Origin of the sequence: Mucilaginibacter sp. OAE612, assembly GCF_041806395.1 — a bacterium.
Lineage (GTDB): Bacteria > Bacteroidota > Bacteroidia > Sphingobacteriales > Sphingobacteriaceae > Mucilaginibacter > Mucilaginibacter rubeus.
In genome coordinates, this window is the sequence record NZ_JBGMUW010000001.1 from 1,649,066 (window position 1) to 1,663,134 (window position 14,069).

Below are 14,069 nucleotides of genomic sequence, written 5' to 3' on the forward strand. Positions count from 1 at the left end.
CCAAAAGCTAATAAATTGATACAAATAGGGATAAATGAAAAGCCCTGGCTGCTTTTTAGCAACCAGGGCTTTTTTTCTGTCAGCAAAATTTGTGCTGGTTTATTTTACGTTGTAGTGGATCACACTTCGGCCTATATTACCTTCGGCGTCAATTCCCTCAATTATAGCACGGTATGAGCCGCGTTGGTCGCTGTTAAAGAAGCTGATAGTTGCCGTACCGGTTGCTTTATCGGTAATTACGTTAGGTTTCCAATAAATCGTATTACGTAAATCACCCCCAAGCGTGCCTGCTTTGGTTACGTCATATTTAGGCGAGTAAAACTCCTTGGCCTTGGTATAGCCCTGCACTGCAAAAGTGATCACATTTTGCTTGGGAATAAGTTCCTGTAGTTGTGCAAGTGTTATCTTTTGTTTTTTAACAACCTTTTTGTTAATCACCAGTACGCCCTTGGTTTGGGTACTACGGTTGATGCCGCTTACCCCATCATTTAAAAAGATCTCCACAGATTCAACCTCGCTCGATTGTATGCTTGATAAAAAGTTGGCATCAACAGGCAGGCTGCCCACATACACCTGTACCGGGGTGCGGCCGCCGGCATTGTAATCGCGGGTAACGTAAAAATTGTTGTCAATATAGGTAAGGCCCATTGCCATGGTTGATAAACAGTTTAACAACAAAGGGCAGCCCTGTAATTGCTGTGCAGATACTTCATGATCGGCCTGCATAGGTAAACCTGAGAAGGTGCCATAATCGGCATGGCTGGCTTTTTTAACGATCTTGGTTGATTTTACAACAACTTCCTTTATGGTACGTGAACTTTGATATTGCTTATAGCTGTTTTGTAAATAAGGGCGGAAAGTGCTGTCAATATTCAGGATCTCATCGGGGATGTTGTTGTTTTTGTTCAATTTTTGATAAGCTTCGCCATTAACCGATATAACCATGTTGCGTCCGTTAGGGTTGTTGCGGGCGCTCAGGGTAATTTTTGATGTATCCGGCACATTCACGTTTGAGAATTTAAAATTGCCCGACATATCGGTAATTGTTTCTGCCGAAAAGTTTTTATCAGGAATTAGCAACCTTAAACTGCCTTTGGCTACCGGAAGACCTGCATTGGTCCTCAATGTTCCTGTTACGTCAATGCCTTGCTCCGGCATCAGGTATATAGGCGGATTTTTGTCGGCCAGTATATCCTCATAATCAAAGCGACGGTAACCCTGGGTAAGCATCAAAATATCCAGGTTGGCCAGTTTTTCATCATCGGGTTTATTAAAGTAATAGTTCGGTTTTTCGATGTAACCTTTCAGATCGGAGGTGAGCAACATATTACTTAATATGGTTGATTCTGCATCTTCATTTGATGGTACCGTGCCATCATCAACAACAGCTACCGAAAAGCTGCCTTCGGCCGGGGTTGTATTATTTTTTGCCGATACTGTGATCTTAACACTCCCCCTTGTACTGTAGGATGGTTTATCCGTTTTAAGGGCCAGGTTCATCTGGTCATTATGTTGAATAAATACAATCCGTTCGCACAGAGCATATCCGCCCGATGAAAACAGCGTTACCTGCACAATACCCGTAGGGAACTTACTTTTAGGGATATTGGCCGAATAAACTGTGCTTTGCAGTACTGTTTGAGCCGCATAGTAAATAACGCCGCCGCTTTGTGCTACCAGGTAAAAACTTTTGTTTTGCTTGCGCTGAAAAAACAAATCGTTAGCCGATATTTTTACAGTGAGATTGGTTGGATCATTGTTGTAAACGGCAATATTGATTCCCATTGATTGTACGCGAGGCAAATTATAGGTAGCCTGTGATCCATCCGGGAAAGTAATGTTCGCTTTGTATGATCTTTCAAGATCCGGCGTGATGGCGAAAATTCCCATGCCTAAATGCGCGCTGCTGATCTGGGCTATTTCGGCGCCTTTATCGTCAACTATCGTTCCTTTAATGTCTACACCCAAACCGCTTGAAGCTATGGCTTTGAACGCAACTTTAGTACGGATCCCGTTGGTTAACTGCCCTCCTTCCGGAAAAAACTGCACATCATAGCCTTTAACCGCAGTGCGCATAGAAAAGCTGCTGCTGATAGTTTTACGGTCGCCAACGTCAATGGAAGTAACCAGGATACCGCCAGTAATTACATCGGCCTGGCTTTCGGGCAGGTCAACCTGCAATATGCCTTTATCGTCAGTAATACCGTGGCCTTTGCTTACAGGGTCACCATTTTTCATCAGCTGCCAGTTTACTTTTTTGTTGGCATACGGACTGTTATCCGGCCCTTTGTAAAGGATGGTAGCATCAACTTTAACGCCTGTTCTTTTGCTTGAGCTTTTATAAGTGATGTTGGTGCGTACCTGGTTATCTATGGCATTGCCAACATTAAAAGTATGATCATAAAAATAATCCGGGTCAAAATTACGCATCCAGTTGGTGTAGCTTCGCAGGCGGTAAGCTCCTTGTTTATAAGTATCTCCGTTAAGCACAATGTTACCACTTGCAAAACCGTTTGTAACTGCAATGCGCTGACTCTCAACTACAGAATCGCGGTTGTTGATCAGGTCGACATAAACAATGCGGCTCAATGCCGATGGCTGGTGCTTTTCAATGGTTACATAGGCCTTAAACCAAATGGTATCGCCAACAGCGTAATAAGGTTTATCTGTATGCAGGTAAACTTTCTCGATAGGGTAGCTGCTGTTAAACTTGCTTGTTTTTTCAATTATGGTTGTTAGCGGGATGCTATCCTGCTGGGCAAAAACAGATGCGCCAAAGGCGGTTAACAGGCTTAATAGGAGTAAAAATCGACGTATGATCATCAATATAAGTTAAAGAAGTAACAGGGGCTAATATAAACATTTAGCCGTATTGCATTTTTAGCGGCCGTTTATTTAACACTTTTTTACAAATGCTTTTTTAGCCGCTTGCGAAAGTTAAACGCTAAAAGCTATGCGCTTATACAAAATAGCACAATTGTTACTTGGCTGCAGTTTTGGCCTTGCCCTCAACATGTACCGAAACCATGCTTGAGTGGATGATGCCCAGGGTAGTACCAGGCTTTACATTAAGGTAAAATTTAAAGTAGCTGTCCACAACGGCTTTTGAGGTATGAATATAATCGGCTTCTCTTTCCTGGTCGCCGTTAAATCCGACAAGCGGGGCACCGTAGTACAAACTACCTTTATCATCAACATACATGGTGAAGGAAAAATAGAAATCCTTATAGGCATTTTTGATCACAATGTCGTAAGTAGGGTCGAGGTAGTCATCAGAGTTATCGAAATTATTAAGTATGTCCGGTTTGGTAGTGCGGCGAGATACGGTTACCAGCGGGCTATTGCTGGTTATTGTAGCCGGCTGTCTGGCTGCAAAAGCCTTGGTATAATCTGCAGTTGCTTTAGCGGCAAGCGAACGGATGAATACTGTATCGGCACGGCTTGGCCTTCTTAATGTAGCGGTATCGGTGTGCAAAACGTTTTTTACATAATTATCAGCAAAAAATCGCATGAACACCTTGGTGCCTTTAACATCAAGTGAATCCCCTTTCTGGATCAGGATCTCCATGGTGATACTGTCTTTATTGATTTGCCTTATCTTTAACCATGAGCGCGCTGCGTTGAAGATTGAATCATAGCCACGTGTTAGCGGGAAATTAATAAATGCATTTTTTGTTGGACTGAAAATGCTTATCGAATCGTCTGAAACAAATTTTAGCTTCCACTGCGGCTCCAGTTGATAACCGTATTCGTTAAACGAGAGGCCATTTTTTTGACGTCTGGATACTTCAGAGTAGTTGATGCCATTGTAAGGTTTAAAGGAGATCAACTCTCTTTTCTTGTTACCTGAAGAGCCGCTGCCGCAACCTGAAATAAAGGCAGATATAATGATGAGCAGCCCAAATGCTGCCGGTTTTAACTTTTTAAGATTGATAAGTAGCATTGCTGCTAAAGATATAGATAATTTGATAAATGGCTAAAAAATGGACCGATATCATTATAAGCCACTTTTGCCGGTAACGTTTACTGCAATCTCGCTGGTATGCACAATGCCAAGTGTACTGCCTGGCTTCACATCAAGATAAAACTTGAGGTAAGTTTCCATTACGGCTTTTGAAAGATGGGTATTGCTTACCCTTTGAGTTTCTTCGAAAAATACCCGTAGGGGTTTACCATAATGCATCCGCCCCACGGGGTCAACAAAAATTGAGAACGAATAGTAAAAGTTTGCATAGGCTTTGTCAATAGTGATGTCAAACTCGGGGCGCATATAGTCGGATGGGTTAAAATTGTTGAGCATGGTTGGCTCGGTATGGAGTTTTTTTATTTTTATCCGGTTACTGCTGCTGCTAAGCTCAACCGGTTGGCGGGCTGCAAAAGCTTTTTTAATGTTTTTATTGGCAGCTTCGGCTAACTGCTTTATATATATCGAGTCTTTGCGGTTAGGGCTTTTACATTTGCTCAAATCACCGTGAAGTGTGTTTTTAATATAATTATCGGCATAAAAAACCATATAAACCTTTGCGCCACGGGTATCAACTGAATCGCCGCGAGCTTTAAGCATTTCGATGATCATGCTATCCTTAGTCATGGTCTTAATTTTTAACCAGCTGCGGGCGGTATTAAAAACGGAATCGTATCCGCGGGTAAGCGGAAAATTGATAAATTGTTTTTTTGTCGGGCTGTAAATGCTGACTGAGTCATCGGAAACGAATTGTATTTTCCATTGCGGCTCTAATTGATAACCGGAGTTATTAAATGACAGCCCGTTATCTGATCTGCGCGCTATTTCTGTATAGCTGATACCCAATACAGGTTTAAACGAAATCAGGTCTTTTTCGCCATTGTGTTTAACAATGTTACGTTGTTTGCAGCCCATGCAAAGCAAAGCCAAAACAATGCAGGTTAATTTTGCTATAGATTTGTTAGTTATCATATAGGTATTTGTTAAATATATGACTTATTATGAACGCTAAAACGAGGAGGTTACATAACCTCGTGACTTGAATCTATACGCCCCGGTTTCCCGTAACATGAACGGCTATCTCACTGGTATGCACTATACCAAGTGTTTTACCGGGAATAAAGTTCAGGTAGTATTTAAGGTAACTGTTCATTACCGCTGTAGAGAGGTGAATATAATTTTCCTCGTAGCTTTTTTCTGTAAATACCGTAAGGGGTTTTCCATAATGTATTTGCCCGGCCGGATCAATAAACATGGAGAATGAATAGTAAAAATTGCTGTATGCTTTATCGATGGTAATATCAAACTCGGGGTTCATATAATCATAGGAAGTATCGAAGTTGTTGAGCATGGTGGGCTCTGTATGGCGTTTACTAAAAGTAACATGCGGGCTTTTGCTTTCGAGTTCAACAGGTTGTCTTGCGGCAAATGCTTTGGTAAAATCTTTATTGGCTGCATTGGTTAATGATTGTATATATACAGTATCCCTTCGGCTGGGACTTTTGCATTTGCTTAAATCGCCATGAAGTACATTGTTTATATACTTATCCGCATAAAAAACCATGTAAACTTTAGCGCCGCGAGTGTCAACCGAATCTGCATAGGCCTTGAGCAATTCAATGATCATGCTGTCTTTTGTCATGGTTTTAACTTTGAGCCAGGTGCGGGCCGTATTAAAAATAGAGTCATAACCACGGGTAAGGGGAAAATTGATGAACTGTTTTTTTGTTGGGCTATAGATACTGGTAGAATCATTTGAAACAAATCGCATTTTCCATTCCGGTTCTAACTGGTAACCAAAATGGTTAAATGATAGCCCGTTTTGTGAGCGCCGCGCAATTTCGGTATAGCTGATGCCAAAGACAGGTTTAAATGAGATCAGATCTTTTTCGCCGTCATGTTTAACAATGTTGCGGTGTTTACAGCCAAGGCAAAACAAAGTCAATACAATGCAGGTTAAATTTGTAAAAGGTTTAGCAATTAGCATATAGGTTCGATATATTATAAATATATGATATTTACCAATGCCCAAATGTTAAATAATGCTAAAATTGCAGATTGTAAGTAAATCTGATATAAACTGATGGCAATTGAAATAGAACGTAAATTTTTGGTAGATCGGGAAAAATGGCAGCTGGTAACAAAGCCTGAGGCAATGCATTTCAGGCAGGGGTATATTTTTAGTGATGAAAAGAAAACAATAAGGGTACGGGTTACTGATACCGAAGCATATATCACTATAAAAGGAAGTACAGCAGGTTTTAGCCGAAGCGAGTTTGAATATACTATTCCCGCAGCCGATGGCGTTCAGTTGCTTGATAATTTTGCCGCCTCCGAGTTGGAAAAATACCGCTATGACATCCACCACGCCGGTAAACTTTGGGAAGTTGACGAGTTTTTAGGCGATAACCAGGGTTTGTTGATGGCCGAAATTGAGCTTGGCAGCGAGGATGAAGAATTTGAGCTGCCGCCATGGGTAACAGCTGAGGTAACCGGCGATGATCGGTATTACAATGCCAGGTTAAGCGTTCATCCTTTTAAAAACTGGTAACAACTTTTCAGGCACATTCCGGTAAGCCGAGCAGATAGTCGGGTTTCGATTCGTCGTAAACAGTCTTAACATACTTGTTGCCCTTGGGACAAACAGCAGGGATCAAGCTGGTTTTATTGCCTTTGTCGTCAATAATGTAAGCCTCACCATCCTCATGTTTTATCCAGTCATAAAGTTTCGACCTTTCGGTGAGGCCTTTTACATTGATCCGCTCGTTGATCCATTCAAGTGAGTCGATGGCCACATACGGGTTATCGTGCGGTGCGCTGTCGGTTTTTATAGATACTATACGTACTGCCATTGTATTAAATTGCATTAAACATTCAGGTGGGATAAAAATATGGTAAAAAGCAATACCCCGAAATAGGTATAATCACCCAATTTTCACTACGTAAAATTACCTATGGTATAGGCGCTGCTGCTTGCTGACCATATCGCTTATTTGGCGAATAATGAAATGATTTGAGGATAGGGGTGTATTGCATATGCTTGTAAATAAGTATGTTGAAAGTAAAGTAGCACCCTGTAGGTGCGTGTTGCGTCTTTTTAAGAAAATTAAAATAGATATTGCGTAACCAAATGGTTTCATTTATATTTGTAACCGAACGGTTTCATGTTTCCGTTCTGTTACTATGCGAAGAGATGTTTTCCAGGCCATTGCCGACCCAACCCGTCGTGAGATCATTAACCTGCTGGCCAGCCGGCAAATGAACCTTAATGCCGTGGCCGATAATTTTGATATCAGCAGGCCGGCCGTATCCAAACACATAAAAATATTAACCGAATGCGGTTTGCTCATTATTAAGCAACAGGGGAGGGAACGCTATTGCCATGCCGATTTGAAACAGTTAAAGCAAGTTACAGACTGGGCAGAGCAATACCGCCGGTTTTGGACGCAGAAACTGGATGCCCTCGACGCTTTTTTAACCAACGAACAAAATACAGATAACCATAAAAACAGCAAACTATGAGCACACAACCATTTGTAATTGAACGTGTTTATTCGGCGCCCATTCAAAAGGTATGGGAAGCCATTACCGTTAAAGAAAAAATGAAAGAATGGTATTTTGACCTTGCCGAATTTAAACCCGAGGTAGGATTTGAATTTGAATTTACGGCGGGAGATAAGGATAATTTTCAATACCGTCACCTGTGCCGGGTAACTAAAGTTGTTGAGGGTAAAATCATTGCTTATACCTGGCGATATGATGGCTACGAAGGCGACTCGGAAGTTACGTGGGAACTTTTTCCTGAAGGGAATGGTACCAGATTAATCCTCACCCATAGCGGTCTGGAAACTTTCCCGCCGTTGGATTCCTTCAAAAAAGAAAATTTTGTTGCCGGTTGGACACATATTACGGGTATTTCGCTTAAAGAATACCTTGAAAAGTAAACAAATAACGTAAAAACAACAAAGCCGGGCAAACGCCCGGCTTTGTTGTTTTTATGAAAAAGGAGAAAAGTAACTAACCTCTGATCTCAAACCTCCAATCTCTACCACTAAAACACCTGGTCAAACTGGTTAACAGCATCTTTGCTTTCCAGCAGAGAGTGGCCCATTAAAAACTCGTCAACCTTGCGGGCAGCTTCGCGGCCTTCAGATATAGCCCAAACCACCAATGATTGTCCGCGGCGCATATCGCCTGCTGTAAACACTTTGCTTACGTTGGTACGGTAAACACCTTCTTTGGCTTTAACGTTTTTACGGTCGTCAATTTCAACGCCAAGCTGGCTGATGAAAGTATCATGCTGTGGATGTAAGAAACCCATAGCCAGGAATACACGCTGACAAGGGATTTCACGCTCCGAACCTTCAACTACATGGAATTTTACAGGGCGACCCATAAAATCCTGTTCCCATTCAACATCAACTACTCTCAGGGCACGCAGGTTACCTTCTTCATCGCCTAAAAATTCTAAAGTATTAACACCCCAGAAACGGTCGGCACCTTCCTCGTGTGAGCTGGTAGTTTTCAGTACCATTGGGTAAGTAGGCCATGGCATATGCTGTGTACGCTGAGCCGGCGGCTGGAACATCACCTCAAATTGCTTGATTGATGCAGCACCCTGGCGGTTTGAAGTACCCACACAGTCTGATCCGGTGTCACCACCGCCAATTACCACTACGTCTTTACCTGTAGCTATAATATCTTCGGCAGTAACTTCAATATTGCTAACACGTTTGTTTTGTTGTTTCAGGAAATCCATTGCAAAATGGATGCCTTTTAACTCACGGCCCGGAATGTTAAGGTTACGCGGGATTGTTGAACCTCCTGCTAAAATCACGGCATCGTTGTTACGTACCAGTTCATCAGCAGCTACGTTTACACCAACCTCGCTGTTGTATTTAAATATAACGCCATCTTTTTCCATTACTTCAACGCGGCGCTCAACAACCCATTTTTCCAGTTTAAAATCGGGGATGCCATAGCGTAATAAACCACCTGCACGGTCATCACGTTCGTAAACGGTAACGGTGTGGCCAACTTTTACCAGTTGGGCTGCTGCGGCAAGACCCGCAGGGCCCGAACCTACAACGGCTACCTTTTTGCCCGTTTTAACAAGCGGTGCAGTTGGTTTTACAAGGTTTTTCTCATAAGCGATCTCGATGATATGGCGCTCAATTTCCTCAATAGCAACAGGCGGTTTGTTGATGCCTAACACGCATGCAGATTCGCATGGGGCAGGGCAGATACGGCCTGTAAACTCAGGGAAGTTATTAGTTGATGATAATATATGGTAAGCTTCTTCCCAGTTTTTACGATACACGGCATCGTTAAACTCAGGAATGATATTACCAAGGGGGCATCCCGAATGGCAGAAAGGGATACCGCAATTCATACACCTGGCCGATTGCTGGTTAAGCTTCTCTTCAGTATATAAATTCACAAATTCGTTATAGTTCTTAACGCGTTCAGCAGCCGGAACTTTTGATGGAAGTTCGCGATTAAACTCCTGAAATCCTGTAGGTTTTCCCATTTCTTAGCCTATGGTTTGATATTGTAATTTCTCTAATACTTTTTTATACTCTCTCGGGAATACTTTCACAAACTGGGTTGATGCTTCATTCCAGTTGTTTAGTATCTTTTGCGCCAGCTTGCTGCCGGTTAAGGTGATGTGTTTACGCAGCAGGGTGAGGATCTGCTCTTCGTCTTGTACGCTTAGCGGGTCAAGGTCAACCATTTCGGTATTGCAATTTTCTGCAAAAGTACCTTCAGGGTTATAAACCCAGGCTATACCGCCGCTCATACCGGCTGCAAAGTTCCGGCCTGTTTTACCAAGAATCAATGCACGGCCACCGGTCATGTACTCGCAACCGTGGTCGCCAATACCTTCAACAACCGTGGTGGCACCTGAGTTACGTACCGCGAAACGTTCACCGGCCATACCGCCTACAAACAGCTCGCCAGATGTAGCGCCGTAAAGGGCCACGTTACCGATGATGATGTTATCTTCAGGTACAAATGTTGCATTAGCTGCCGGATAAACGGCTATCTGAGCGCCCGAAAGACCTTTACCTACATAATCATTAGCTTCGCCTTCCAGCTCGAAAGAAACACCTTTAGTGGTGAATGCTGCAAAACTTTGACCAGCCGAACCTTTGAATTTGAAGTTAACGGTATTGTCAGGTAAACCAGCCGAACCATAAACTTTAGAAATCTCGTTAGATAACAAGGTGCCGATGGTGCGGTCAACGTTGATCACATCAAACGAAGCAAATACCGGGGTTTTATCTTCAATAGCGGGTTTCGCAGCTTCCCATAGTTTCCAGTCAAGGATATTGGCCATGCCATGATCCTGTGATTCACTGTTGTACAAGGTCATACCTTTGGTGTTGGTAACCGGGTGCAGGATGCCGCTAAGGTCAATCTTTTTGGCTTTCCAGCTTTGCAGGTTATCTTTCACTTTCAGGAACTGTACGCGGCCAACCATTTCATGAATAGTACGGAAACCAAGCTCGGCCATGATCTCACGCAACTCTTCGGCCATAAAGCGGAACAGGTTAACGATATGCTCAGGTTTGCCCGAGAATAATTTACGTAATTCAGGATCTTGAGTAGCCACACCTACAGGGCAGGTGTTCAGATGGCATTTACGCATCATGATACAACCGCCGGCAACAAGGGCAGCAGTAGCCACACCCCATTCTTCGGCGCCCATCAGGGCTGCGATTGCCAAATCGCGACCAGTTTTCAGTTGACCGTCTGTTTGTAGCACCACACGGCTGCGCAGTTTATTACGTACCAGTGTTTGGTGAGCTTCGGTTAAACCAAGCTCCCATGGCAAGCCAGCATGTTTGATAGAGCTTATTGGCGATGCACCAGTACCACCGTCATAACCTGCAATCAGGATTACGTCTGCGTGTGCTTTGGCAACACCGGCTGCAATAGTACCTACACCTGCTTTTGATACCAATTTAACGTTGATACGGGCTGCACGGTTTGCATTTTTAAGATCGAAGATAAGCTGTGCCAAATCTTCGATAGAGTAAATATCGTGGTGCGGCGGAGGAGAGATCAAACCTACACCCGGAGTAGAGTGACGGGTTTTAGCGATCCAGTCGTCAACCTTGTGGCCCGGCAGCTGACCGCCTTCACCTGGTTTTGCACCCTGTGCCATTTTAATCTGCAACTCATCGGCGTTGGTAAGGTAGTTTGAAGTTACCCCAAAACGGCCCGATGCTACCTGTTTAATGGCAGAACGTAACGAATCGCCGTTTGGCAATTTGTCGTAACGCATCTCGTCTTCGCCACCTTCACCAGTATTACTTTTACCGCCAATACGGTTCATGGCAATAGCCATGGTGCTGTGCGCCTCGTGTGAGATAGAGCCGAATGACATGGCGCCTGTAGCAAAACGCTTCATGATGCTTTCTGCAGGTTCAACCTCATCAATGCTGATCGATTCGCGGTGGTGGGCAAAATCAAGTAAACCACGGATGGTGAAGTGTTTTTCAGTTTGCTCGTTTACTGCCTTAGCATAGTTTTTATATACCTCGTAGCTATTAGTACGTGTGGCGTGCTGTAACAGGTGAACGGTAGTAGGATTAAACAAATGGGCTTCGCCTCGGCGTTTCCACTGGTAGATACCACCTTCAGGTAACAGGTTGTCAGCTCCTTTAGCTTCAAAGCCCATTTTGTGTTTGCAAAGTGCTTCACGGGCAATTTCATCGAGGCCTAAACCGCCTATGCGGGTAACTGCACCGTGGAAGTATTTGTCAACAACGGTTTTGTTTAAACCAAGGATCTCGAATACCTGTGCGCCATGGTATGACTGTAAGGTTGAGATCCCCATTTTCGAGAAGATCTTCAACAAGCCATCGTTAATAGATTTAACGTAGTTATTCCGCAGCTTTTTGATATCGTAGCTGGTTTCAAGGCTGCCATTATCTTTAAGGGTTTCAATAGTTGAAAGCGCCAGGTACGGGTTGATAGCTGTAGCACCAAAGGCCAGTAAGCAAGCAAAGTGGTGTACTTCCCAGGCATCGCCGGTTTCAACAACCAGGCCAACAGCGCCACGGCGACCTTTGCGGATCAAATGGTGGTGTACTGCTGATACAGCCAGCAGGGTAGGGATAGGGGCATGCTCAGAATCAACCGCACGATCCGAAAGGATCAATACCTCAAAGCCGTCATCAACAGCATCCTCGGCGTAGCGGCAAAGGCGTGCAATGCCTTTTTCCAGTGAACCCGGCAGGCCATCAGCCTTAAAGTATGTTTGCAGTGTTTTAGCGTGGAACAGGCCGGTATCGATACTGCGCAGTTTTTCTAACTGATGGTTTTTCAATATCGGGTGTTTCAATACCACGCAATGACAATGCATTTTATCCTCATCAAGCAGGTTGCCATTGTTGCCGATAAAGGTAGCAAGGCTCATCACCAAACGCTCACGGATCGGGTCGATTGGCGGATTGGTTACCTGCGCGAAGAACTGTTTGAAATAGCTTGACAGGTGCTGAGGTTTGTCCGAAAGGATAGCCAAAGGCACATCGGTACCCATTGAGCCTACCGGCTCTTTGCCATCTAATGCCATTGGTTTAATGATGGTGTCAATATCCTCACGGCTGTAGCCAAATACCTGCTGGTAACGGTAAACAGAAGCTTCAGACAGGCTGGCGAAAGCCAAACGCGGTTCTGAAAGCTCGCTCAGGTTAATTTTATAGTTTTCTAACCAGCGGCCATATGGCTGCTGTGAAGCAACTTGTTTCTTGATCTCCTCATCTGTAATGATACGGCCTTTTTCAGTGTCGATCAATAACATTTTACCGGGCTGTAAACGGCCTTTGCGTAAAACAGTGCTTTCGTCGATAGCTAAAGTACCTGCTTCAGAAGCGGCTATTACACGACCATCGTTGGTTACCACGAAGCGCAGTGGGCGCAAACCATTGCGGTCAAGCAGGGCTCCTACCAGTTTACCATCGGTAAAGGTAATTGCGGCAGGTCCATCCCATGGCTCCATTAGTGTAGCGTGGAACTCATAGAAGGCTTTTTTAAGCGGATCCATGGCTTCGTTGCCATCCCATGCTTCAGGCACCAGCATCATCATCACATGTGGCAATGAACGGCCGGAGTGCAACAATATTTCAATGATATTATCCAGACAGGCAGAATCCGACTGGTTGTTATCAATCACCGGCAACAACATATCCATTTCTTCGGCAGTAAAGTACGACGAAGCGTATGATTTCAGGCCGGCATAAAACCAGTTTAAGTTACCTGTAAGGGTATTGATCTCGCCGTTATGCGCAATTAAGCGGAATGGTTGGGCCAGTTTCCATGAAGGGAAAGTATTGGTAGAAAAACGCGAGTGGATCATGGCAAAGCCCGATGCAATACGCGGATCAGAAAGATCGGTATAGTATTTACGCAGTTGGTAGGTAGTAAGCTGCCCTTTGTAAATAATTGTTTTACAGCTTAACGATGTAAAATAAAAATTATCAGAAGCGCCGGCTACTGTTTCAGTAATGGTTTTGTTGATATACCTTCTGAGCACGAATAATTTGCGTTCAAAATCATCGGCGTTGGTAATGTGATGCGGCCTTGCAATATAAATTTGCTCAATATCAGGCTCGGCCTGGCGGGCTGTTTCACCAATAACTGATGAATCAACGGTAAGCTTACGCTCGCCCAGCTTATGTAAACCTAATTTTTCAATAGCATTGTTAATAATGGTACGGCAGGCCTTTTTCTGGGCCGAATCTTTAGGTAAAAATATCATACCTACACCATACTCGCCGGGTTCCGGCAGGCTGATCTCGAGGTTTGAGCATTCTTCCATTAAAAACTCATGGGGCAATTGTATTAAAATTCCCGCACCGTCCCCGCTCTCGGGGTCGCATCCGCACGCACCGCGATGTTCCATGTTTTCGAGCATGGTTAACGCGTTATCAATAATTTGGTTGGTTTTATGACCGTTGATATTGGTTATAAATCCCGTTCCGCACGAATCGTGTTCAAATTCCGGTCTGTAAAGACCCTGGTGGCTATCAGTTTGATCCATTGTTTAAATTAAACCGTTTACAATTTTATAAGGGGTGTAACCACGAAGTTACCA

Annotated in this window: 10 protein-coding genes; 3 read left to right on the forward strand and 7 right to left on the reverse strand. The window is 43.8% G+C overall.

Annotation, left to right across the window (positions count from 1 at the left end; genetic code table 11):
• Positions 1-99: 99 nt before the first annotated feature.
• From ABID99_RS07015 to ABID99_RS07030, 4 genes are all read right to left on the reverse strand, one after another.
• Complete coding sequence (locus ABID99_RS07015; protein WP_373613281.1) at positions 100-2,823, reverse strand: carboxypeptidase regulatory-like domain-containing protein; 2,724 nt, start codon at positions 2,821-2,823, stop codon at positions 100-102.
• A gap of 157 nt (positions 2,824-2,980) precedes the next feature.
• Positions 2,981-3,943 carry a hypothetical protein gene (locus ABID99_RS07020; RefSeq protein ID WP_090526620.1) on the reverse strand — a complete coding sequence of 321 codons (963 nt, stop codon included), beginning with the start codon at positions 3,941-3,943 and terminating at the stop codon, positions 2,981-2,983.
• A gap of 54 nt (positions 3,944-3,997) precedes the next feature.
• Positions 3,998-4,936, reverse strand: coding sequence for a hypothetical protein (locus ABID99_RS07025; RefSeq protein ID WP_090526622.1), 939 nt, complete (start codon positions 4,934-4,936; stop codon positions 3,998-4,000).
• Positions 4,937-5,009: 73 nt separating this feature from the next.
• Positions 5,010-5,951 carry a hypothetical protein gene (locus ABID99_RS07030; RefSeq protein ID WP_090526624.1) on the reverse strand — a complete coding sequence of 314 codons (942 nt, stop codon included), beginning with the start codon at positions 5,949-5,951 and terminating at the stop codon, positions 5,010-5,012.
• A gap of 96 nt (positions 5,952-6,047) precedes the next feature.
• Between ABID99_RS07030 and ABID99_RS07035 the strand changes: the two genes are divergently transcribed.
• Entirely contained in the window at positions 6,048-6,515 is a 468-nt protein-coding gene (locus ABID99_RS07035; protein ID WP_090526626.1) for a CYTH domain-containing protein, read from the forward strand.
• 7 nt (positions 6,516-6,522) lie between these two features.
• Here the strand turns inward: ABID99_RS07035 and ABID99_RS07040 are convergent, their stop codons facing one another.
• Positions 6,523-6,816 (reverse strand): hypothetical protein, encoded by a 294-nt coding sequence (locus ABID99_RS07040; protein ID WP_139159960.1) that lies wholly within the window; start codon positions 6,814-6,816, stop codon positions 6,523-6,525.
• 331 nt (positions 6,817-7,147) lie between these two features.
• On the opposite strand from ABID99_RS07040, the gene ABID99_RS07045 reads away from it, so the two are divergent.
• Both ABID99_RS07045 and ABID99_RS07050 read left to right on the forward strand, forming a co-directional pair.
• A complete protein-coding gene (locus ABID99_RS07045) occupies positions 7,148-7,486 on the forward strand; it encodes a helix-turn-helix transcriptional regulator (protein WP_188832709.1) in 339 nt (112 codons plus the stop codon).
• On the forward strand, positions 7,483-7,908 hold the full coding sequence (locus ABID99_RS07050) for an SRPBCC domain-containing protein (protein WP_373613282.1): 426 nt from the start codon (positions 7,483-7,485) through the stop codon (positions 7,906-7,908). Before ABID99_RS07045 ends, ABID99_RS07050 begins: the two co-directional genes overlap by 4 nt.
• A 107-nt stretch (positions 7,909-8,015) precedes the next feature.
• Here the strand turns inward: ABID99_RS07050 and ABID99_RS07055 are convergent, their stop codons facing one another.
• Together ABID99_RS07055 and gltB are read right to left on the reverse strand one after the other, a co-directional pair.
• Positions 8,016-9,494 carry a glutamate synthase subunit beta gene (locus tag ABID99_RS07055; protein ID WP_373613283.1) on the reverse strand — a complete coding sequence of 493 codons (1,479 nt, stop codon included), beginning with the start codon at positions 9,492-9,494 and terminating at the stop codon, positions 8,016-8,018.
• Positions 9,495-9,497: 3 nt separating this feature from the next.
• The gene (gltB, locus tag ABID99_RS07060; RefSeq protein ID WP_188832706.1) at positions 9,498-14,015 is read right to left on the reverse strand and encodes a glutamate synthase large subunit; all 4,518 of its coding nucleotides are present in this window, start codon (positions 14,013-14,015) and stop codon (positions 9,498-9,500) included.
• Positions 14,016-14,069: the final 54 nt, after the last annotated feature.